We start from the raw sequence: 22,178 nt of genomic DNA on the forward strand, positions 1-22,178 counted from the left end.
GGACACGTCTTTCCCGGCAAGGCGTCCGTGGGAGGCTACGTGCCCGGCCGGTTGGCAGATCGCAGCATTGGCGCTGTCCTTCGGCCTGCGGCCAGGCGCGGGTTCAGCCGCTGGACGCGGCGTCGTAGCGCACATGGTCGTAATCGATGCGGTTGCGTCCATTGCGCTTGGCGCGATAGAGCGCGGCGTCGGCACGCGCCAGCAGCTGTTCCAGGGTTTCGCCCGGCTGGAACCAGGCCACCCCGACCGAGCAGGTCACCGGCAGTACGCCACCATCGATCGGGTAGTTGCCGCAGATCCCTCGATGCAACGCCTGCAGGCGATGAGTGGACTGGGCACTGAGCCCCGGCAGCAGCGCCAGCAATTCCTCGCCGCCGTAGCGACCGATGCGGTCGTCGCCGCGCACCAGCGTATCCAGGCGCCGGCCGACTTCGGCCAGCACCGCGTCCCCGGCCAGGTGGCCGTGCTGATCGTTGACCAGCTTGAAGTGGTCCAGGTCGATCAACACCACCGCCAGCGGCCGCGCGCTGGTGTCGGCACGCGCCAGCATGCCGCGCAGCGCGTGCAGGATGCCGGCGCGATTGAGCAGCCCGGTCAGCTCGTCGTGGGTGGCCTTGAGCGCGAGCTCGGCGCGTGCCGCCTCCAGCTCGCGCTTGTCCTGTTCCAGCTCGGCAGTGCGCTCGGCCACCAGTTGCTCCAGTTCGCGTTTGCGCCGCAGCAGCTTGCGCGTGCGCCAGCGCAGCAGCGCGATCACTGCGGCAATGCCCAGCAGCACGTAGCCGGCCACTGCCGGCACGCCGCGCCACCACGGCGGGCGCAGCACGAAACGCAGCCGCGCGACCGGGCTGGCGCTGCGCTGGTAGGCATCCAGCGCCTGGACTTCCAGCGTGTAGGTGCCGGGTGGCAACAGCGGGTAGGTGAGGTGACTGAGCGAGGTCTGGGTCCAGCGTGCCTGGTGGCCCTCCACCCGGTAGCGGAAGCTGATGCGGTCCGGGCCGCCTTCGGCGCCGGGCGCGCTGATGTCTACATCCAGCGGCACCTGCGACCAGTCGACCTGCGCCCCCGGCGTGATCGCCTGGTTGCCACGCCGCACGCGCAGGATGTCCACGCGCAAGGGCAGTGCGGCGAACACGCGCAACGGATCGATCAGATGGGTGGCACCGCGGCTGCTGCCGAGCCAGATGCTGCCATCCCCGTCCTCGAAGAACGCATTGGCCGACATGTCGTCCCACAACAGGCCCTCGGTGCGCGTGGCCCGCGACCAATGGCCGTTTTGCAGCATGTCCAGGCCCTGGCTGCTGCCCAGCCACAGCCGGCCCTCGCGGTCGTGGCGCAGGATGAACGGCATCACCCGCGCCACCAGCGGATCGTCGACCGCGCGCAGCGCCAGCACGCCATCGGCCTGCAGGCGGCCATGCCACAGCCCGGTGTCGCGCAGCGAGATCCACAGCTCGCCATCGGGAGCAAAATCGATCAGGAAGAAATCCTGGCTGGGCAGCGCGCCACGCACCTGTACGCGCTGCCAGGCGCCGTCTGCCTGCCGCTTGTACAGCCCCTCGCGGGTGCTGGCCCAGAGCCGGCCCTGGGGATCGAGATCGACATCGCCCACGAACGCGGCCGGCACGCCCGGATCGCGGATGGCCTGGTATGGCGCGCCCGGCGGCATGCGATACAGGCCGCGCGGGGTGGTGATCCACAAGGTGCCGGCGGCGTCGAACAACAGCTTGTTGATCGGCAGGCCCAGCTGCAGCACGTCGACGGTCCGGCCGCTGCGCGGATCGCGCCGCGCCAATGCGCCGGACGAGCGTGCCACCCAGGCGGCGCCGTCTATCGGCGAGAGCGCCAGGGAGATCGACTGCAGCAGCGGCTGGCCGTCGTCCAGCGTCCAGGGCTGCATGCGCCCGCTGCGCGGATCCAGCACATTGGAGCCGGCATCGCCGCCGACCAGCAGCTCGCCGCTGGGCAGGCGCTGGATCATCCAGGTCGGCGCTTCCGCCAGGCCCTGGCTCTCGTCCCAGTGTTCGATGTTGCCGTAGCCCAGCCAGCGCTGCACGCCCAGGCCACGGGTACCGATCCATAGCTGGCCGGTGCGCTGCATCAGCAACGGGCCGACCATCGGGCTGATCGGCAGCCCCTGGTCGTGGCCGAAGTAGCGCCAGTGATCGCCTTCCCAGCGCACCAGGCCGCGATCGGAGCGGGTCAGCAGGCGGCCCTGTGCATCTTCGGACAGGGTGGTGGCGGCCGAGAGCGTGTCGAAGCTGGTGCCTGCCGGCGCCGCATGGTTGCGGAATACACGCTCGCCCGGCGCGCGCGACAGCACCAGGCCGCCGCCGCGCAGCCACAGGGTGTTCTGGTGGTCGCGAAAGATCGCCCGCCACTGCCGCTCCGGCACTCCGTCGGCTTCGCCGAGCAGCTCGGTGCGTCCGTTCTCGTCGATCCGGCAGACGTGCGGCCCGCAGCTGCTCCAGAGTGCCGTGCCATCGGCAAGTAACGCCTTGCCGGCCGGCAGACTGGTGCCATCGGCCAGCTGCAACGGCAGCGGGTGCACCGACCAGCCGCCCGTGTGGTCCGGGGAAAAGCGCAGCAAGGCGTTCTCGCTGACCACCACCATGCCGCCGGCATAGGCAGCCAGCACATTGCCGCTGTCGGCGCGGATCGGTTTGCCGTCGCGCAGCAGCTGCACGAACGCACCGCCGTCGCGCACGAATACGCCGTTGGCGCTGGCTACCCATAACCGTCCTGCGGCATCCAGCGCCAGGGCGCGGATATAGCGCGCATCCAGGCCACTCTCCTGGCCAACCGGGGTGAAGCTCTCGCGCTCGAAGCGGTGCAGGGCCAGCTCGGTGCCCACCCAGACCACGCCCTGGCGGTCTTCGAGCAGGCTGTTGACGGTCATGCCCTGCAGGCCATCGGCCTGGGCGTAGTCGCGGAAGCTGTAGGTCTGCGCCCGCGCGTGGCCGCACGCCAGCAGCACGGCAATCCAAAGACAGCCCCAGGCCCACCAGTGGCCGCGTCGTGACGCAATCGGAGCGAACAGCGCAGACACGTTGGGCATCGGTTCCCGCCGACTTTGGCGTGGGTGAGTGATGGCGATTGGCGGTATCAATCGTCCTGTGGCGTTGACGGCTGACCAGCGAAAAACTTGAGGCAGTTCACAGTTATGGATGTGTCCGCTAGGCAGTCAAATCCCTGGCGGCGTCGAAGGCGGTATCGAACATGCGTTGCACGGGCGGCGCGAATTCGCTGGCGAAGCTGGACAGCAGGAACAGCCCCAGCAACACCGTCAGCGGCAGGCCCAGCTGCATCGGATTCAGCGCCGGCGCGGCCTTGGCCAGCGCGCCGAAGGCCAGGTTGACCGCCAGCATCGCCACCATCATCGGCAGTGCCAGGGTGAGTCCGCCGCGCAGGATCTGCAGGAACAGGGTCGGCGCCACCTCGGCGAAGGCGGCGGCATCGGGAAGCGCGGTGCCGATCGGCAGGGCCTTGTAGCTGTCCACCAACAATGCGATCACCGCCAGGTGTCCGTTGGCCGCGAAGAACAGCAAGCCGAACCCGAGATAAAACCACTGCGCGATCACTCCGGAGGTGACTCCGCGCAGCGGGTCGGACATCTGCGCAAACGACAGGCCGGTGGACTGCGACACCAGTTCGCCGGCCATCGCGCCGGCCTCGAAGATCAGCTTGAGCATGAAGCCCATGCTGGCGCCCACCGCCAGCTCGCGGGCGACGCTGAGCACCGCCTGCGCGGTGAAACCGTCCCAGTCCGGCACCGGCGGCAGCAGCGGCGCCAGCACCATCGACAATGTCCCGGCCAGCATCACCCGCACCCGTCCCGGCACCGCGCGCGTGCCGATCAACGGCATCGCGGTCAGCAGCGCACCGGTGCGCAGCATGGTCCACATGATCGCCCCGACCATCGCAAACGCGCGCTGGCCGTCGATCACCATCTGGGTGGCAGCATCCATCCGGCCGGGTCCGCTAACCGATCAGATGCGGTATGCGCTGGAACAGCGCAATGGTGAACTCCACCAGATGCCCCAGCAGCATGCTGCCGGTGGCAAACAGGGTGGCCGTCAACGCTACCGCCTTGGCCACGAAGGCGATGGTCGGCTCGTTCAACTGGGTGGCGGCCTGCACCACACCGATCACGACACCGACGACCAGCACCGCCAGCAACATCGGGCCGGCAATCCACAGGACGGTGACCAGGCCACCACGCAATTCGGTCAGGGCGATTTCAGGGCTCATGGGTGTGGTGATGCAAGTGGGGTGCCAATGGATGGGATTGGGGATTGGGGATTGGGGATTGGGGAATCGGGAATCGGGAATCGGGAATCGGGAATCGGGAGGCTGAATATGGGGATGAGGTCTGAAGCTGGTGCGACGGTGTGGGCGGACTAAGCTACGGTCTGCAGAAACTCGCCCCTCTCCAGCGGGAGACGGTTGGGGTGAGGGTGCGAGGCGAAGCCACGCGTGTTGGGTGGCTCCGCTGGGGCATTGCTCAGCCGTGCGCTTCGGCGCTATCGGCTGCACGGGCTGGCGCGCTTGCTGTCTGCTCTGCGTCTGCTGCCCGACGTCGGGTCCATGCCGAAGCGGCAGGCCGGGTCGGCACGCTGGCAGGGCGGCAGGGCGGCACGCATGCAGACCTTGCGGCTACGACGCGTTGAAGCTCGCGGCCAGTGTGCCCACCACCAGTACCCAGCCATCCACCAGGATGAACAGCAGGATCTTGAACGGCGCCGAGATCAACATCGGCGACAGCATCATCATGCCCATCGACATCAGCACGCTGGCGACCACCAGATCGATGATCACGAACGGGATGAAGATCAGAAAGCCGATCTCGAACGCCGTCTTCAGCTCGCTGGTCACGAATGAGGCCACCAGCACCGGGAACGGCACCGCGTCCGGGCCGGCGTACTTGCCGTCGCCGGCCATGCCGGCAAAGGTCATCAGGTCGGTCTCGCGGATCTGCGCCAGCATGAAGGCACGCAGCGGCTGGGTGGTCAGCGTCCAGGCGGTCTGGAAATCGATCTGGTTGTTGAGGTACGGCGAGAGCCCGGCACCCCACATCTTCTGCCACACCGGCATCATCACCAGCGCGGTCAAAAACATCGACAGCCCCAGCAGTACCTGGTTGGACGGGGTCTGGCCGGTGCCCAGCGCCTGGCGCAGCAGGCCCAGCACGATGGTGATGCGGGTGAAGGCGGTCAGCACCAGCAGCATCGACGGCAGCAGGGTGATCGCCGTCATCAGCAGCAAGGTCTGCAGCGGCAGGCTCACCGGCTGGTCGCCGATGCGGCCGACGCTGACATTGGGCAACGACGGCAGCTGATTGGCGCCGGCCGGCGCGGTCGCCGGCGCGGCGGCGGGAGCGGCGGCCTGGGCCATGGCCGGCAATGCGGCGGGCGTGGCAGCGGCCAGCAGCGGGCAGCTCATCACCAGCAGGATCAGCACCAGGCGGAGGCTGCGCCCCCAGCGATTCCAACGACTTAACATGTCACGGGTCCTTGCGCAGCTTCTGTGCCAGCAGCTGGGCGAAATTGGGAAGTTGCTTGAAGTTGGGCAGGGTGGGAGCGGGCGCGGACGGCAGCGGTTCGGACAGGGTGTGCAAGGTGTTGATGCCGCCGGCGGTGACGCCGAGCAGCAACTGCTGGCCGTTCACCTCCACCACCACCACGCGTTCCTTGGCACCCACCGCCAGGCTGGTCACCACCCGCAGGCCCTCGGTACTGCGGAAACCGCTGCCGGGCATGCGCTTGAGCAACCAGCCCAGGCCGACGATCAGCGCCAGCACCAGCAGCAATGCAAACACCGCGCCAAACAGGCTGGGCGAGGACGGCGCCTGCGCGCCGACCTGGGTGGCCTTGGCCGCGACCGGGGCGGCAGCGGCCAGCAGGCCGATCACCGCAGCCTCCGGATCCGTTCGCTGGGGCTGACCACGTCGGTCAGGCGGATACCGAAGCGGTCGTTGATGACGACCACTTCGCCATGCGCGATCAAGGTGCCGTTGACGTACACGTCCAGCGGCTCGCCGGCGCCGCGCTCCAGTTCCACCACCGAGCCCTGGTTGAGCTGCAGCAGGTTGCGGATCGGGATGCGCGCGCGGCCCACTTCCAGCGACAGCGTCACCGGCACGTCCAGGATGACGTCCAGGTTGAGGTCGGTGGCATTCTGGTCGTGCTCGGCCTGCAGGCTGTCGAAGGTGGCAGGCGCGGCGTCGAGGATGTCGGAGTTGATCATTTGCTGGAGTCCTGGGAGGGAACGGCGCGTGGGGCTTGCACGCCGGGCGGGCGTACGGCGGTGATCTTGACGGCGTTGTTGCCATTGGAAACGCCGAATTCGCCGGTGAACAACGGAATGTCTTCCACGCACAGCGGCACCTGTGCGGGCAGGTCGATCGGCAGGATGTCGCCGATCTTCAGGCCGGTGAGCTGGCGCAGGCTCATGCGCTTGCTGGCCAGCACGCTGGACAGGGTCACCTCGGCGGTATCCAGCTGCTCGCGCAGCATCACGTTCCAGGAGTCGTCGCGGTCGTTGCGGTCGCTCTGGATGCCGGCATCGAGCAGTTCGCGGATCGGCTCCAGCATCGAATACGGCAGGGTGATGTGGATCTCGCCGCCGCCGCCTTCCAGTTCGACATGGAAGCGGCACACCACCACGTACTCGCGCGGGGTGACGATGTTGGCGAAGTGCGGGTTGATCTCCGAGTTGATGTACTCGAAGTCCACTTCCATCACCGGCGCCCAGGCTTCCTTCAGGTCGGCGAAGGTCTGCTTGAGCATCAGCTGCACCACGCGCATCTCGGTTGCGGTGAATTCGCGACCTTCGATACGGGTGTGGTAACGGCCGTCGCCCCCGAAGAAGTTGTCCACCACGGTGAATACCAGCGTGGGTTCGAACACGATCAGGCCGGTGCCGCGCAGCGGCTTGAAGCGGATCAGGTTGAGGTTGGTGGGCACATACAGCGAGTGCATGTACTCGTTGAACTTGACCAGGTCGATGCCGCGCACCGACAGGTCGGCCGAACGCCGGATCAGGTTGAACAGGCCGATGCGCCACAGCCGCGCGAAGCGCTCGTTGACCATCTCCAGGGTCGGCATGCGGCCACGGATGATGCGGTCCTGGCTGGACAGGTCGTACTGGCGCGCCTCGCCGGGCAGCGGCTCCGGCTCGGTATTGACCGCACCCGAATCCACGCCATGCAGCAGGGCATCGATTTCGTCCTGGGAAAGCAGATCGCTGACGCTCATGGGGCAGGCCTTACTGGGTGACGAAACTGGTGAACAGCAGTTCTTCGACGCACTTCTTGCCGGTCTCGCTGGTCATGACCTTCTGCGCTTCGGCCAGAGCGGCCTTCTGCAGCTTCTGCTTGCCGACCAGGTCGGCCACATCGGTGGCCTTAACCTGCGACAGCAGCATCAGCAGATGCGCGCGGATGGCCGGGGCGTTTTCGGTGATCAGCTTGAGGTCTTCCGGGTCGCGGGTGACCAGCTGCACTTCGACCTGCAGGTACTGCGGGCCGTCGCCGGGGTCGGCCAGGTTGACCACGATTGCCGGATCCATCGGGAAGTACTGCGCCGGCTTGGGCACCTCGGCCACCTTGGGCGCGGCGTGCTTGCCGTCTTTCTCCTCGCCCTTGTGGCCGAAGAAAAACCAGGCGCCGCCGCCGGCAGCGGCCAGCACCACGACCCCGACGGCGATCAGCAGAAGTTTCTTGCCGCCCTTCTTCTTGTCGCCCTTGTCGTCTTTGTCTTCGGTCTTCTTGGGTTTTTCCGCGGCTGCCACAGTCTGCTCCAGGGGGAATGCTCACCCAGTGGATGCAATTGGCATGCCAATCCGGCGACGGTTTCCTGGCGCGCGTGCAGCTTCAACGGGAAAACCCCCGCAGGCCTTGCGCTGCGAGGGTCGTGGGGTGCCGCACGAGCTTGCCGGCACCCAGGTTTCGGCCGCGCCGGGGCGCGCCCGGCGCGCACGCTCAGGCGTAGGCGTCCAGCAATCCACGCTGGCGTAACACCACCGACGGAATTCCGACGGGCGGGCTATCGTCCAGGCTGAGGCCAGTGCCGTCGCTGCCGCCGCCGTTGCGGTTGCCGGACTGGTTCTGCTGTTGCTGGCCGACATCGGCCTGGCCGAGCTGGAAGCCGTTCTGGCCGAGCATGTCGCGCAGGCGCGGCAGGCTCTGCTCCAGCGCCTGGCGCACGTCGGCATTGGCGGAGCTGAAGCTGGCATTGACCTTGTCGCCGTCCAGATGCAGCCGCACCTCGACCGGGCCCATCTCGTTCGGGGTCACCTTGATGTGGGCATGGCCGATCTTCTGGTCGGCCAGCCAGCTCAGGCGCGCGCCGATGGCGTCGTCGAAGGTGTCGCTGCCCATTTCCGGGGTCGGCGTGGGCGAGGCGCTAAACACAGGCGCCGGGTCCTGCAGGCGGCCGAGCGCGGCCGCCGTGGTGGTCGGCAGCACGAACGCCGGGGCGTCCGGCGCGGCCGGGCCGGCGCTGTCGTCGGTGCCCGGGTCCAGCGCCTTGGTCGCCATGCTCATCAGCGCGGCCGCCTGGGCGTCGCCGCTCAGGGCGGTGACGGAGGTGGGCTTGGCGCCTGCGGTGGCAGCCGGTGCCAGCGCGCCCAATGAGGGCAGGGCGGTGCCGGCGGTCGCGGGTGCAGTGGGTGCGGCCGCGTCGGTCGGCAGCGCGGTTGCCGCCGGCGTGGCGCCGGCCGCAGCGGTTACCCCGGCAGCCAGTGCCGCAGCCGCGGCCGCCAGCACATCGCCGCCGGGCAGCGCCTGCGCCAGCAGACCCATGCCGAAGCCGCCCAGGCCCGGCGGTGGCCAGCCGGTGTCGGTGGCGGTGGCTGCGTCGGCCGGTGCGTCTTCGCCGTTGCTCGCGGTCTTGCCGCCCTTGCCGGCCTTTGCGGTGGTGGCAGCGCTACTACCGTCGGCGGCAGCCGGTTCCTTGGCGTTGCCGGACTTGGCGGCCTTGGCATCGCCGTCCTGCGCGCGCGGGCGTGCAGTGGCATCGCCCGGCGCATCGTCGCCGTGGTCGTCGTCGCTGCGCTGCCTGTCGGGCTGGTTGGACTTGGGCGCAGCCTGCTTGGCCGGCACGCGCTCGGGCGCATGCGGCGGGGCCTGGTTCGGCGTGTTGGCCGGGTTGAGCATGCGCGCGAACTGGTCCTGGCCAGCGTCCGGCTCGGACGAGGGATCGCTGTAGCTGGATTTCTTGCCGGTGCCGGCGAGTGCGCCGAGGCCTGCGGCAAAAGCGGACAAGGGGTTCATGCGGATTCTCCGTGGGTATCTTCGCTGCGGGCCAGGCGCGAACGACGCGCGCCGAGGTCGTCCATCTCACGCTGGTCGCGGCGTTCGATCACCTTGTTCTCCTGCGCGCGGTAGCTGGCGGCCAGTTGCTCCAGTACCTGTTTCTCGCGGCTGGCCAGCAGCAGCCGAGTGCGCTCGGCTTCCACCTTGTTGCGGTTGGTTTCCACGGTCTGGGCCTGTTGCAGCACGGCGCTGTCGAGCCGGTCCAGGAAGGCGCGGCGGTTGCTCAGCGCCACGGCGCTGGTGCCGGCCATGTGGCTGTTGGCGTATTCCTCGGCGTAGCGGCGCAGTTCGTCCAGGCGTGACTGGTGGGTGTCCAGGACGCGCTGGCGCTCGGCCAGGTCGCGCGCGACCTTGTCTTCCTGTTCCTGGGCGCGGCGCAGCAGGGGGTCGATCCGTTTGGATTGCATCATGGATTAATTCTCCGGTTCCACCAGCTGCTGCAGCGCGGACAGGCTGTCGCTCAGAACCGATGCCTTGTGCACATCCTGGCCAAGGAATTCGACGATCTCCGGCCAGCGCGCCAGGGCTTCGTCGGTGGCCGGGTCGCTGCCGCGCTGGTAGGCGCCGATGGCGATCAGGTCGCGGTTGGCGGTGTAGGCGGACAGCAACCGCTTGAGCTTGCGGATACGCAGGCGCCAGGTGTCGTCGGCGATGTCCTGCACCACGCGGCTGACCGAGGATTCCAGGTCGATGGCCGGGTACAGGCCGCTGTCGGCAACCCGACGCGACAGCAGGATATGGCCGTCCAGGATGGCGCGCGCGGCGTCGGCGATGGGGTCCTGCGGGTCGTCGCCCTCGGTCAGCACGGTGTAGAAGGCGGTGATCGAGCCGCGCCCCTTGGCGCCGTTGCCGGCGCGTTCCACCAGCGCCGGCAATTTGGCGAACACCGACGGCGGGTAGCCGCGGGTGGTTGGCGGCTCGCCGACCGACAGGCCGATCTCGCGTTGCGCCTGGGCGAAACGGGTCAGCGAATCCATCAGCAACAACACGTTCAGGCCCTGGTCGCGGAACCATTCGGCGATGGCGGTGGCGCGGTAGGCGCCATGCAGGCGCGCCAACGGCGGCCGGTCGGCCGGGGCGGCCACCACCACGGCGCGACGCAGGCCTTCCTCGCCCAGCGTGGTTTCGACGAAGTCGCGTACTTCGCGGCCACGTTCGCCGATCAGCCCGACCACGATGACGTCGGCCGAGGTGAAGCGGGTCATCATGCCGAGCAGCGTCGATTTACCGACGCCGGAGCCGGCGAACAGGCCCACACGCTGGCCGCGGCCGATCGGCAGCATGGCGTTGATGGCGCGCACGCCCACGTCCAGCGAGGTGGTGATGGGTTCGCGCGCCAGCGGGTTGATCGACACGCCGGCCATGCTGACGCTGCCTTCGCCGCGGATCGGGCCCTTGCCGTCGAGCGGGGTGCCGTCGCTGTCGATGACGCGGCCGAGCAGGCCTTCGCCCACCTCCACGCCGCCACGGCGCCGCGAGGGCACCACGCGGGCGTTCGGCAGCAGGCCATGCAGTTCGGCGCTGGGCATCAGGTAGGTGCGTTCGCCGGCGAAGCCGACCACTTCGGCATCGACCCAGCCGCCGTCGACTTCGACCTTGCAGGTGGCGCCCATCGGTGCCTCGCAGCCGGTGGCTTCCAGGGTCAGGCCGACTGCCCGGCGCAGGATGCCTTCGCGGATCAGGGTGCGGCCGGCGCTCGGTTCCAGCCCGAGTCCGCTCAGGCGGGTGGCCAGGCGCAGGTTGCGCGCGTCCAGCCAGTCGGCCGGGGTGGCGCCCAGCAGGGCGCTCACAGGCCCGCTCCGGATTTGCGCATGACTGTCTCCAGCGCGGCCCGCAGGCGCGCGTCCAAGGTGCCGTCCACGCGCACGCTCTCGGCATGCACGCGCAGGTCGCCGCGGCTCAGGCTCAGGTCCGGGGCCACGCGGGTGGTGCTGCTGGGCGCAAGATGCGGCAGCAGCGCGGTGATGTCGTCCGGATGCAGGCGCACTTCCACCTCGCGGCCGGCGCCGCCGACCGCATCGATGGCCTCCTGCACCAGCTCGGCCAGCAGCTGCGGGTCGGCCTGGTAGGCACGCCCGACCAGCGAGCCGGCGATGCGCACGGCCAGCTCGCCGAGCGCGCCGACCACTTCGTTCTCCAGTCGCGCCAGCGGGCGGGTGAAGTTGTCCAGGATGCCGTCGATCTGCGCGGTCAGGCGGCGCACTTCGGACTGGCCCTGGGCAAAGCCTTCGGCATGGCCGCGGGCGTAGCCTTCCTGCTGGGCGGCGTCCTCGATCGCCTGGATCTCTTCCAGGGTCGGCGGACGCAGCACCGGCTCGAGCACGGCCGGCTCGTCGTACTCCGGCGCCGGCGGGGCCGGCTCCAGGTGCAGGTCGGGGGCCAGCCAGCGGGTGACGATGTCGTTCATACCATCGCCTCCGCACCGGCGCCGCCGAGGCTGATGGCGCCTTCGTCAGCCAGGCGGCGGACGATGGTGAGGATTTCCTTCTGCGCCGCTTCCACGTCGGCCAGGCGCACCGGGCCGCGCGCTTCCATGTCCTCGAGCAGGATCTCGGCGGCGCGCTGGGACATGTTGCGGGTGATCTTCTCGCGCACCTTGACGTCGGCACCGCGCAGGGCCAGGCCCAGGCGCTCGCCGGAGACCTCGCGCAACAGCGTCTGCAGACCGCGGTCGTCCAGGTCCACCAGGTTGTCGAACACGAACATCAGGTCCTGGATCTTGCCGGCCAGGTCGGCGTCGATCTTGCCGATCTCGCCCAGCACGCCCTGGTCGGCGCCGGTGTCGAGGAAGTTGAGGATGTTGGCGGCGACCTTGATGCCACCCACATTGGACGACTTGAGGTTCTGGTTGCCGGAAAACTGGCGCTCCATGATGTCGTTGAGCTCGCTCAGCGCATTGGGCGGGATGCCGTCCAGGGTGGCGATGCGCAGCAGCACGTCGGCGCGGGTGCGCTCGGGCAGCAGCTTCAGGGCCTCGGCGGCCTGGTCGCTGTCCAGATGCGCCATGACGATGGCGATGATCTGCGGGTGCTCGTTGCGCACCAGGTCGGCCACCGCGCGCGGGTCCATCCACTTCAGGGTGTCCAGGCCGGTGGTGTTGCGGCCGAGCAGGATGCGGTCGATCAGGCCACCGGCCTTGTCGGCGCCCAGTGCCTGGATCAGCACGTTGCGGATGTAGTCGTCGGCGCCCACGCCCAGCGAGGTCTTGCCGGCCAGTTCGCCGTTGAAGTCGTCCATCACCTTCTCGACCTGATCGCGCGAGATGCCGGTCATGGTGGCCATGGCGATGCCGATCTTCTGCACCTCCTTGGGGTCCATGTGCTTGAGCACTTCGGCGGCGTCGCTCTCCCCAAGCGACAGCAGCAGCACGGCGGCGCGCTGTACGCCGGTCATCGGTGGTGTATCAGGCTTCACTGGCGACCCATCCCTTCACGACTTGTGCGACACGTTTTGAATCGGCTTTGACTGCTTCGCGTGCAAGACGCATGCGTTCTTCGTAGGCGTCCGGCAGCGCGATCGGGTTCTTGCGGTCCTGACCGAGCTGGGCGGTGTCCTCTTCCAGGCGCGGCATCAGGTCGTCATCGTCGACCATCCGCACGTCGGCGCTCTGCGGAGTGCCATCGTTGCCGCCCTTGGCCTGCTTTTCCTTGATTGCGGTCACGCCGGTGAGCTGGCGCAGGGTGGGGCGCACCACGCCGAACAGCAGCGCCAGCACCACCACCGCACCGACCAGCAGGCGCAGACCGTTCTGCACGCGCGGGTCTTCCCACCACTTCGGACCTTCCTCGCCGGCCACCGCTTCGCGCACGAACGGGGCGTTCATCACCGACACCGTGTCGCCACGGGCCGCGTCGAAGCCCACCGCCTGCTTGACCAGGCCCTCGATGCGGGTGAGCTCGGCGGCCGTCAGCGGCTGCTCGACCATCTTGCCCTTGGTACCGGGGCGCGGGACGTTGTCCAGCAGCACCGCCACCGACACCCGCTTGATGCGGCCGGCCGGCTGGCGGGTGTGTTGCAAGGTCCGGTCCAATTCGTAATTGCGGGTGGCGCTCTTGGAACTTTCGGTCGGCGCGGCCGGTGCGGCGGCCTGGCCGTTGGCAGCGGCCGGGGTGCCCGGTGCGCCGGCAGTGGCGTTTGCGGCTGGCGCCGGCGGCTGGCCGGGGCTGTTGCTGGTGGCGCCCGGGGGGCCCTGCGGGCCGGTGGCGCTGGTGCTGGTGTCGCTGACCTGTTCGCTGCGCAGCTTGGCCGGTTCGCCGTTGTAGAGCTCGCGGGCTTCCTCGACCACCGAGAAGTCCATGTCCACGCTGACTTCCGGGTTGACCCGGCCCGGGCCGGTCATCGGCTCGAGCAGCTCGCGGATACGCTGGTTGTAGGAGCTTTCCTGGCGACGCACCTGTTCGAACTGGGCGGCATGCTGGGCGGCGTCGCTGTTGGGGTCGGCGATGGAGAGCATGCGGCCGCTCTGGTCGACCACGGTGACGCGCTCGGGGGTCATGTCCGGGATGCTGGAGGCGACCAGGTTGACGATGGCATCGACCTGGTTGCGCTCCAGGCCCTGGCCGCCGCGCAGCTCCAGCACCACCGAGGCGCTGGCCACGTCACGCTGGCGGGTGAAGGCGCTGGGCTTGGGAATGGCCAGATGCACACGCGCCTCGCGCACCGGGCGCAGGGTGCCGATGGTGCGCGACAACTCGGTTTCCAGGGCGTGCTGGTAGCGGGCGTTTTCGACGAACTGGCTGACGCCGAAGCCGGGATCCTTTTCCATCAGCTCGAAGCCGCCGCCGGTTTCCTTGCCGGTCAGGCCGGAGCCGGCCAGCTTCAGGCGGGCGTCGTACAGACGGTCCTGCGGCACCGAGATGGCGCCGGTGTCCTGATCGATCTTGAACGGGATCTGCGCGGTGCGCAGCAGGTCGGCCGCTTCGGCATTGCCCTTGTCGTCCAGGCCGGTGTACAGCGACTGGTAACCGGGCTTCTGCGACCAGAAGAACACTGCCAGACCCGCTGCCACCGCCACGGCGATCATCGCCATCATGGTCAGCTTGCGGGTGATCTGCAGGCTGCGGACACGGTCGAACCATTGCCCCGCCTTTTCGGCGTTCTGGTTCATGTTTTCTTTGGTGATCGCGAGAGCCATGTGTCGTCAACCCTTACAGCGGCATGTTCATGACGTCCTGATAAGCCTGGACGAGACGGTTGCGGACTTCCACGGTGGCGCGGAAGGCCACCTGGGACTGCTGGGAGGCGACCATGACCCGTGCCAGATCGGCACTGGGGTCGCCCATTTCAAAGGCCTTGGCCAAGGCGCCGGACTTCTGCTGGGCCTCGTTGACGCCGCCGATGGCGCCGCGCAAGGTCTCGCTGAAGCTCGGTGCCTGGGTGGCCGCTGTTCCCTGCGTGCCGGCCAGCCCCTGGATCTGATTGCCGCGCGCCGCATCGCCCACCGCGCCCATCGGGCCTTGGCCCATCTGCGTCTGGTAGCTGCGGATCTGCGAGAGGATGGAGGTAACGGAGTCGCTCATGGGTGCGGTCAGCCAGGGAGGCATCCACACCAATGCAAGCGGCGTGCCGAAACCGCGCCGGGATTCCGGCGCCGGGGCGCGGGGAGCGGCTTTAAGTCAGCCGCGGATGGGTCCGGCGCTGGGCGATGGCCCAGGAGTATTGGGTGCAGAGCGTCGGATCTGCGGCTTGGCTGCAGGGCCCTTGCCCGCCCACCATCGCAGGACACGCCGCAAGTACGTCCGCGTAGGCGCTTACGCGGCATCCATGCCGCGTAAGGTCCCGAGACGGTGGGCGGACAAGGACCAGGCGAGACGGTAGTGCATGCACCCGCGCCCTTGATCCACTAATCCGGCAACCACGCCTCACGCCACCGATCAAGATTGCTTCCGGTCAGCATCCAGTCGCGGTGCACCACGTCACGCAACCCCGCGCCCTTTGCCGCCGAAGCGGCCGGGTCGGCCAGATGCTCGCGGATCGCGCCGATCCAGTCGCGGTAGCGATTTTTCACCAGGGTCACCGGCAGGTTGCCCTGGTAGCAGCGCACATCGCTGGCGATCACCGGGTAGCCGCAGGCGCCGTATTCGAGCAGGCGCAGATTGCTCTTGCACTCGTTGAACAGGTTCTGTTCCACCGGCGCCAGCGCCAGATCCAGATCCAGCGCCGCCAGTGCCGCCGGGTAATGATCGATCGGCACGCCAGGCTGGAACTGATGGATGTGCTGGCGCAACGCGAACGGGTACATCCCCATGAACACCCATTCGACCTCGTCGGCCAGCTCGCGCACCACATCGGCGATCAGTTCCAGGTCGCCGGTGTGACTGACGCCGCCGGCCCAGCCGATGCGCGGCTTGCCGCCCTGGCGCTGCTTGCGTTCGCTGCCTGCGGGCAGGTGCTCCCACCAATGCGGCGGCAGGCGGTTTTCGGCCACGCGGATGTCGCCATGCAACCCGGCGAACGCCTCGGCCAGGGCAGGGGTGGACACCACGAAGCGGTCTACCATGCCCAGCCCGCGCCGCACGGTCTTGAGAATGTCCTTGGGCATGTGCTCGCGATGCGCGTTCTTCAGCGGCAGGTTGGGCAGGTAGTCGTCCAGCTCGTAGACCTTGAACGCGCGCGACAGCGCCTGCATCCGCCGCATCGCTTCCAGTCGCGGCTCGCCGACCTGGCGTTGCAGGATCACCACGTCGGGATCCTGGCGCGCCAGCTCGCTGATCTCCAGATAGCCGTTGAACAGCACGCCTTCGACCATGCCGGCCTCGCGCAGGGCGCGCAGCGGCTGGATTACCCGGTAGTGGCCGCAGCCTTCGATATCGGCGGGCAGGGCGATCATCGTCGGCAGCGGTCGCCACGACTGCAGCGGCCGCCAACTGGCGCGCGGGTCGGCCAGCTGGAAGCCGGCGCCGGGATCTAGCGAGAAGCCCGGGTTGTAGGCCGGGTCGTTGGCCATCACCGGCAGCCAACGCGCATACATCGCTTCTTCGTCGAGTGCAGTGGCGGGTGGCGCGTCGGGCGGGTCGATCAACAGCTGCGCGCGCGCGGCGTAGACATTGAGATAACCGGCCTGCTGCAGGCGCAGACACAGGTCGACGTCGCTCCATTGCGCCAATGCCGGTTCCTGCGCAAAGCCGCCGGCGTCCAGAAACAGCTGGCGCGGCAGCATCAGGCATTCGCCACTGAGCGCGCTATAGTTCTGATCCAGTTGCAGGCGCTGCAGATAGCCCGATTCGTCGAACGCCGCACCTGCGAAGGCGCGTGCTGCCGGTGCGCCCAGGCCCAGCAGCAGGCCGGCGTGATGCACGGTGCCGTCGCCGTGCAGCAGCTTGCCGGCCACCGCGCCGACCTCCGGTCGCAGCGCGTGGTTGAGCAGCTGCGCCAACCAATCAGCCTTGATCGCTGCCGCACCGGCCGCCAACCACAGCAACACCTCCCCACGTGCCTGTTCGGCTGCCGCATTGCAGGCCGCCTCGCGCGAGGGCGCACCGTCGAAGCGCAGAACGCGGATCTGCTGCAGGCCGAGGTTGTCGATGCCCGCCAGCCAGTCGCGCAACGCCGGCTCGGCGCTGTCGCCGCGATCCAGCAACAGCAGTTCGTAGTGTGGATAGCCGGTGTTGGCGAGCACGCTTTCCAGGCAGCGCTGCACCTGCGCCAGGCGTCCATCCACCAGCACCAGGATGCTGACCAATGGTTGCTGTGCATGACGGTAGTCCACCGCGTGCCGGCCGGGGCCGTTGCTGCTTACCACTGCGTCCACGTACCCGCGCGCGGCAAGATGGCGGCTGATGGCGCGCTGCTCGTCTTCGTCGCCATGCCGCGTGGTGGCCGATGCCACCAGCAAGGGTTCGGCGATGTGCTGGATGCAGGCCAGGCCGTAGCGTTCGACCAGCCCAAGCTGGTAATCCAGTTCGAAGGCGTCGCTCGTTTCGGTTGCAAAGCCGCCATCGGCCACTAGTGTCTGGTGCCGGAACAGCCAATGCCGCGACATCGTCGACGGTGAACTGAGCAACATGTCGAGATACAGCGCCGGCCGCATCGCCAGCCCCAGCTGACCGCCGTCCAGCGCGACCACTTCATCGGCGTAGATGGCCTGACACGTGTCCGGCAGCGCGAGCATCTCCAGCGCCAGCATCAGCAGGCCGCTGGCAGTAAAGATGCTGCCGGCTTCGACCAGCAGCACCCAGTCGATGGACTGCTGCGCGGCGATGGCTTGGTTGAGTGTCGCTGACAGGCCTTGCGGGCCGATCAACACGCCGCGCTCGCCGTGGTTGGCAGCTTGCTCCGGCGAGCTGCTGATCACCCAGGTCTGCTGGTTCCAATAACACGCCACCGCCGCCAGGCTGGCCTGGGTTGCGGCCACCGCTGCCGCACCGCCGTCGCTATCGACCACCATCACTGCGATCCGCGGGCCGCCCGCATGCGCCTGCAAGCGGGCCTCGATCAACGCGCGCTGCACATCGCTGGGATGGCGCACGCCCAGCCACGTGGCCGGCGACACGCGCTCGGCCATGCCGGCGCTTTGCATCAGCGCATTGACCAGATCCACCGACTTGAACACCCGCGCCTTGTGCGGGCTGAGCGGGGCGACACGCACCTGGCGGTTGTCGCCGCTGTCGCGTCGCCAGCCGAGTTGGCGGATGCCCTGGCGCAAGTCCTCATGGCCCTGGTCGCCGATGCCGGGCTGATCGCGGCCGGCCTGACTGAACTGCGCACTGGAGACGCGGAACTGCGTGAGCGGGCTGGACAGCAAGGCCAGGTTGCCGTGACGCAGCAGTTTGACGTAGATCGCCAGGTCGCCAACCCAGTGGATGGCCTTGCCGTTCAACATCATCAGCTCGCCACCCAGCGCCACCAGGTCGTCGCGCCGTGCAAGCACGCAACTCGGCTCGCCGATGAAGTTAATGGCGTGGTCGGCCAGAAACGACACCAGCTCGGGCCCGTCGATCAGCACATCCTCGGCAAACGGGAAGCTGGTGGCCAGGATGTCCGGCAACGGCGCACCGTCGTCGTCGATCCGCAGCCGGCGCGAGGACGCCAGCGCGGTGCCGGGGTTGCGTTCCATTGCGCCGACCAGCTGCGCGACGCAGTCCGGCTGCAGCACATCGTCGTCATGCAGGAACTTGACGTACTCGCCCTGTGCCAGGCCAATCCCCTTGACCGTGCTGCCGAGTTCGCCGAGGCGGGGGGTATTGCGGTGGTAGCGGATCGGAAATGGGGCGTCAGCCAGCCTCGACGCCAGCACCGCCTCGATGGCGCCATCGGCGTTGTCGTCGCAGATCACCAGCTCCAGCACCGTGTAAGTCTGCGCCAGCACGCTGTCCAGCGCCTGCGCGAAATAGCGTGGCTTGTAGGTCGGCATGACGATGCTGACCAGGGCGTTGGACGTCATCGGCGATCGATTGTCTTGAACAGTCAAAGGTGCATCCACGGCGCAGCAGCGGGGGGAGGGAAGAGGGCCTCACAGTGCACCGGAAGACGGCGAACCTGGGCGCGCTCAGCCTAGCCGAAGATGCAACAAGCGTGCCGTGGTGCGTGAAGTGGGACGAGCCGGTTGGGGCGTGCCGCCGCACCCTGGACTGCGAGGAAGGTCGCAGCTAGGCGGCGTCCTTGCGGTACACCACCTCGATCCAGTCGGTGCGCAGGCTCCTGGGGTTCTTGGACAGCTTGGCGATGTCCCATAGCGAAAAGCCGGCTGCCTGCATCAAGTTGACCACGTCGACGAAGCTGGTGGTCTTGCCGTAGAAGTCGTACAAACCGATTTCGATCACTGCGCAGTCGGTGTGCTGCAGGATCGCTTTCGCGCCCTCCAGGACCTGACGCTCGAGGCCCTGCACATCGATCTTGAGAATATGCGCATGGGAAATCCCTAGTTCCGCGCACGCGTTGTCTAGGGTGGTCTTGCGGACTGCAATCTGCTCGTTCGACGCCTGGCGCGCATATCCAAGAGAATCGATGGAATCCGCATTGATCGGCAGCAATCCACCCAGGTGCGAGATGCCTTGCCGGTAGTACTGACTGACCTCTTCCTTCTCGCCCAGCGCCAAGCACACGGCTTTGCCGCCGAACTGCGCGGCTACTTCTTCCAGCGCGGCGAAATTCTGCGGATCCGGCTCGAACGAATAAAGCTGGCAGTCCGGATAGATCGATTTGAAATACCGGATCGACTCACCGCGATGCGCGCCAACATCCAGCACAACCGGTGCATCCGTCGTCAGCAACTGGTCGAAGAACCTGCGAGGCGAGTACGCCTGAGCATGTTCCTCGTTTCTGAGATCGGACGCGCCACAGATTGGCGAGTGCATACCGGGCTGTGCGTTGGCTGTCTTGTCCTGGTTCATGGGGAGTTCTGCTCACCATGCCGTAGCGCAAGCAGCGCCGCTTCCACCCGAACCACATCCGCTGGTGTATCGACTGCAATCGATTGATTGCTCATCTGCACCATGCGCACTTCGAAGCCCAGTTCCAGAAAGCGCAGGATCTCGATGTCCTCAATCTCTTCCAACGTGGTCTTGCAAGACACCGAAGCGAACGCCTGCAATGCCTGTTTGGGGAACGCGTACGCACACACCTGCCGCCATGCGCGCCGGAACTCGCCTTGCTTGGTGACCGGGATCGCCGCGCGCGACATGTACAGCAGACGCCCATCCGGGCGAACCACCACCTTGGGCACGCTCGGATTACGGAACTCGTCGATGTTGGCGACAGGGCAGTAACCGTTGATGACATCATTCGGTGAAGCTGCCGCAGCGTCGATCAGCAGACGCACGTCCCGCGGATTGAATAGCGGATCGTCACCCTGCACATTGATATAGGTGTCCACATCGAGCTGCTGCGCGACCTCGGCAACACGATCGGTGCCGGTCAGGCAGTCGCTGGAGGTCATCAAGGTGCGGATGCCGGCCTGCTCGCAGGTACGTTGAATCACGTCGCAATCGGTGGCGACGAGAATGCGCTCGGCTGGCGCCGCCTTGGCGCATTGCTGATAGGTGCGCACGATCATGGGCACGCCGCCCAACTCGATCAGCGGTTTTCCGGGCAGGCGCGAAGAGTCGCGCCGCGCGGGGATGATGATGGCGTAAGTCATGGAAGCCTCCTGGCAACCGATGGCATTGAGTGGCGAGGACGGCTCAACCGACTTTGCCTTGCCAAAAATCTGTGGAGTTGAGATCCAGCCGGCTGACTGCCTCGGCAGCCTCCAGCACCGCATCGCTGTCGGTGAACATCCGGTTCCACAAATCTATCGAAAAACCGTAGCTATTGTCGCGAGCCACATTGAACAACGGGACGAACTTCAACGATGACCAGCTCAGATGCGGCTCCAGTGCCAGCAGCCGCGATTGCGCAAACCTGTAGCTATCGACCAGGGTCTCGGCCGGGAATCCAAGCCGGCGTGCGTAGTCTTTCCACAACGACGATTCGAAGGCGTACTGGCTGAGTTCTTGAAAATGCCGATTTGGCGCAAGTTCGTTCATTGGAGAGAATTCGTCATCCGCATAGCTTGCCGGTCGCGGATCTTCTGGCATCGACCACAATGCCTTCATGTCCTGCGTCCTACCAAGCATGGCTTTCTCGGTGAAAAGGAACGGGATGTTTCGACACCCTCCCGACAAAGAAATTGCGATCTTTCCCTGATTGCGCTTGCCTCTAAAATGCACATTGATGGCGTCGTGGGTTGAGCCGGTCAGTACATTGTCGCTACGGCAACGCACCGCAAACTCGATACCTTGCTCAGCAAGATGTTCCACGCCCAGGCGTGCGGAGCGTAGCACCGCATTACGGTATTGCAGACCTAGGTTATCCGGCTGAGGTACCAAAATCAGCTTATCCAGCCAGGGCCTGCAGCGATCCAGCAGCTCGCTTGGTTGGTGGTCCCAGGTCACCATGCACTGGTACGCCCAAGGGAAATGCAGGCGATTCCAGGCGAGTACCAAGGGAGTAAAGTCGAACGCGAGCCCCTGCACGAAGATGCCGGTATCCGCCTTAGTCAGTTGGCGCGAAAGTTGCAGTCCGGGCAACAAGCGCGAGAAACTCTGCAATTCCTGCAGTAGTGCAATGCTGCCCTGGTCGTAATCGACGGCACGTACCGTGCGGAAACGGCCATGTGCCTTTGCGATCTGGTTCATCACCTCTGCTGCGTGATTGGAGAAGATGACGATCAGTACATCATCGACCGATTCGTCCTCCAGCGCCGAAGGTGCTCTGACCGGCAAGCCATGGACAGTCGTTCCCTGATTCTCCGGCCGTGGGCAGATGGTGTACTGCAAGTTCAACTGCTGAGCGATGGCTGGATAGAAGTCGCGAAAAAATTGTCCCGCACCCCAGCCGATCAACTTAGTGTTGCGCGGATTCAGTCCTGGATATTTGATGGTGGCTCGCTCGATCGAGCCGATTGCTAACGCCATGACAGGGCTTCCTTGTGTGCTTTGCTCGTCTTGCTGTGTCATCGAATTCGGAAATGCGGTTGTTTTCTATCGAATAGCTCTGCGCCGGTTGCGATGGCGATCATCCAGCGCCATGTCGCGATCGAGTCGGCGAAATGGCGCTGGGCGCCTGACGGGTGCGTCGCATATGCGCTCATTTTCGGATAAGGCAGGTAGTGCGTATCGTGACAAGTTTTTTGATGCGTCCCGCGCAAACGTTCGGCCACCGGGAAGCCATAGGCCGCGATGCGGAGCGTGGCGTGATGGTGGAGCCCCCGCCAACTACGCCCGTCGTCGTGGTCCAGGCCGAAGTCCTGCTTCAACTCCTTGTGATCGCGTTCGATCCACCAGCGGGCCTTGATCGTGTTCACCAGTCCCTTGCGCAGCGTGTCTGCAGGAAGGTTGGACGAGAAGTAGGAAGAAAAACTTTGCGGGCGTCAGTCATCGCTCTA

General features: G+C 66.8%; 20 protein-coding genes. All 20 read right to left on the bottom strand.

Annotated elements, in window-relative coordinates:
• Positions 1–103: 103 nt before the first annotated feature.
• Positions 104–3,055, bottom strand: coding sequence for a diguanylate cyclase (locus tag ABQ039_RS09375; protein WP_349777821.1), 2,952 nt, complete (start codon positions 3,053–3,055; stop codon positions 104–106).
• Positions 3,056–3,173: 118 nt separating this feature from the next.
• Positions 3,174–3,965, bottom strand: a complete 792-nt coding sequence (fliR, locus tag ABQ039_RS09380) for a flagellar biosynthetic protein FliR (protein WP_024937668.1) — start codon at positions 3,963–3,965, stop codon at positions 3,174–3,176.
• Between the two features lie 13 nt (positions 3,966–3,978).
• Positions 3,979–4,248, bottom strand: a complete 270-nt coding sequence (locus ABQ039_RS09385; RefSeq protein WP_005917968.1) for a flagellar biosynthetic protein FliQ — start codon at positions 4,246–4,248, stop codon at positions 3,979–3,981.
• A 405-nt stretch (positions 4,249–4,653) separates the two neighbouring features.
• Positions 4,654–5,499, bottom strand: coding sequence for a flagellar type III secretion system pore protein FliP (fliP, locus tag ABQ039_RS09390; protein ID WP_104568466.1), 846 nt, complete (start codon positions 5,497–5,499; stop codon positions 4,654–4,656).
• Position 5,500: 1 nt separating this feature from the next.
• On the bottom strand, positions 5,501–5,908 hold the full coding sequence (gene fliO, locus ABQ039_RS09395; protein ID WP_024937666.1) for a flagellar biosynthetic protein FliO: 408 nt from the start codon (positions 5,906–5,908) through the stop codon (positions 5,501–5,503).
• Positions 5,905–6,243, bottom strand: a complete 339-nt coding sequence (gene fliN / locus ABQ039_RS09400) for a flagellar motor switch protein FliN (RefSeq protein ID WP_016904992.1) — start codon at positions 6,241–6,243, stop codon at positions 5,905–5,907. Before fliN ends, fliO begins: the two co-directional genes overlap by 4 nt.
• Complete coding sequence (fliM, locus tag ABQ039_RS09405; RefSeq protein WP_016904991.1) at positions 6,240–7,253, bottom strand: flagellar motor switch protein FliM; 1,014 nt, start codon at positions 7,251–7,253, stop codon at positions 6,240–6,242. The genes fliN and fliM overlap by 4 nt, the downstream gene beginning before the upstream one ends.
• Before the next feature lie 10 nt (positions 7,254–7,263).
• Complete coding sequence (fliL, locus tag ABQ039_RS09410; RefSeq protein ID WP_016904990.1) at positions 7,264–7,788, bottom strand: flagellar basal body-associated protein FliL; 525 nt, start codon at positions 7,786–7,788, stop codon at positions 7,264–7,266.
• Positions 7,789–7,978: 190 nt separating this feature from the next.
• Positions 7,979–9,271 carry a flagellar hook-length control protein FliK gene (locus ABQ039_RS09415; protein WP_349777820.1) on the bottom strand — a complete coding sequence of 431 codons (1,293 nt, stop codon included), beginning with the start codon at positions 9,269–9,271 and terminating at the stop codon, positions 7,979–7,981.
• Complete coding sequence (gene fliJ, locus ABQ039_RS09420) at positions 9,268–9,723, bottom strand: flagellar export protein FliJ (RefSeq protein WP_054591189.1); 456 nt, start codon at positions 9,721–9,723, stop codon at positions 9,268–9,270. The genes ABQ039_RS09415 and fliJ overlap by 4 nt, the downstream gene beginning before the upstream one ends.
• A gap of 3 nt (positions 9,724–9,726) precedes the next feature.
• A complete protein-coding gene (fliI, locus tag ABQ039_RS09425) occupies positions 9,727–11,103 on the bottom strand; it encodes a flagellar protein export ATPase FliI (protein WP_046342558.1) in 1,377 nt (458 codons plus the stop codon).
• Positions 11,100–11,720 (bottom strand): FliH/SctL family protein, encoded by a 621-nt coding sequence (locus ABQ039_RS09430; protein WP_046342559.1) that lies wholly within the window; start codon positions 11,718–11,720, stop codon positions 11,100–11,102. Before ABQ039_RS09430 ends, fliI begins: the two co-directional genes overlap by 4 nt.
• Complete coding sequence (gene fliG / locus ABQ039_RS09435) at positions 11,717–12,706, bottom strand: flagellar motor switch protein FliG (protein WP_024939590.1); 990 nt, start codon at positions 12,704–12,706, stop codon at positions 11,717–11,719. The genes ABQ039_RS09430 and fliG overlap by 4 nt, the downstream gene beginning before the upstream one ends.
• A gap of 10 nt (positions 12,707–12,716) precedes the next feature.
• Positions 12,717–14,447: a flagellar basal-body MS-ring/collar protein FliF gene (gene fliF, locus ABQ039_RS09440; RefSeq protein ID WP_349777819.1), complete on the bottom strand. Its 1,731-nt coding sequence runs from the start codon at positions 14,445–14,447 to the stop codon at positions 12,717–12,719.
• A 13-nt stretch (positions 14,448–14,460) separates the two neighbouring features.
• Positions 14,461–14,832: a flagellar hook-basal body complex protein FliE gene (gene fliE / locus ABQ039_RS09445; RefSeq protein WP_024939591.1), complete on the bottom strand. Its 372-nt coding sequence runs from the start codon at positions 14,830–14,832 to the stop codon at positions 14,461–14,463.
• Between the two features lie 323 nt (positions 14,833–15,155).
• Entirely contained in the window at positions 15,156–18,665 is a 3,510-nt protein-coding gene (locus ABQ039_RS09450; protein ID WP_349777923.1) for a glycosyltransferase, read from the bottom strand.
• Between the two features lie 235 nt (positions 18,666–18,900).
• Positions 18,901–19,644, bottom strand: coding sequence for an FkbM family methyltransferase (locus ABQ039_RS09455; protein ID WP_184612041.1), 744 nt, complete (start codon positions 19,642–19,644; stop codon positions 18,901–18,903).
• Positions 19,641–20,513, bottom strand: a complete 873-nt coding sequence (locus ABQ039_RS09460) for a 3-deoxy-manno-octulosonate cytidylyltransferase (RefSeq protein WP_374057850.1) — start codon at positions 20,511–20,513, stop codon at positions 19,641–19,643. The genes ABQ039_RS09455 and ABQ039_RS09460 overlap by 4 nt, the downstream gene beginning before the upstream one ends.
• Positions 20,434–21,708: a hypothetical protein gene (locus tag ABQ039_RS09465; protein ID WP_184612037.1), complete on the bottom strand. Its 1,275-nt coding sequence runs from the start codon at positions 21,706–21,708 to the stop codon at positions 20,434–20,436. Before ABQ039_RS09465 ends, ABQ039_RS09460 begins: the two co-directional genes overlap by 80 nt.
• 38 nt (positions 21,709–21,746) lie before the next feature.
• The gene (locus ABQ039_RS09470; protein WP_065049317.1) at positions 21,747–22,097 is read right to left on the bottom strand and encodes a transposase; all 351 of its coding nucleotides are present in this window, start codon (positions 22,095–22,097) and stop codon (positions 21,747–21,749) included.
• Positions 22,098–22,178: the final 81 nt, after the last annotated feature.

The sequence above is a fragment of the Xanthomonas sp. WHRI 6108 genome, from assembly GCF_040202385.2.
GTDB classification, from domain to species: Bacteria; Pseudomonadota; Gammaproteobacteria; order Xanthomonadales; family Xanthomonadaceae; genus Xanthomonas; species Xanthomonas arboricola.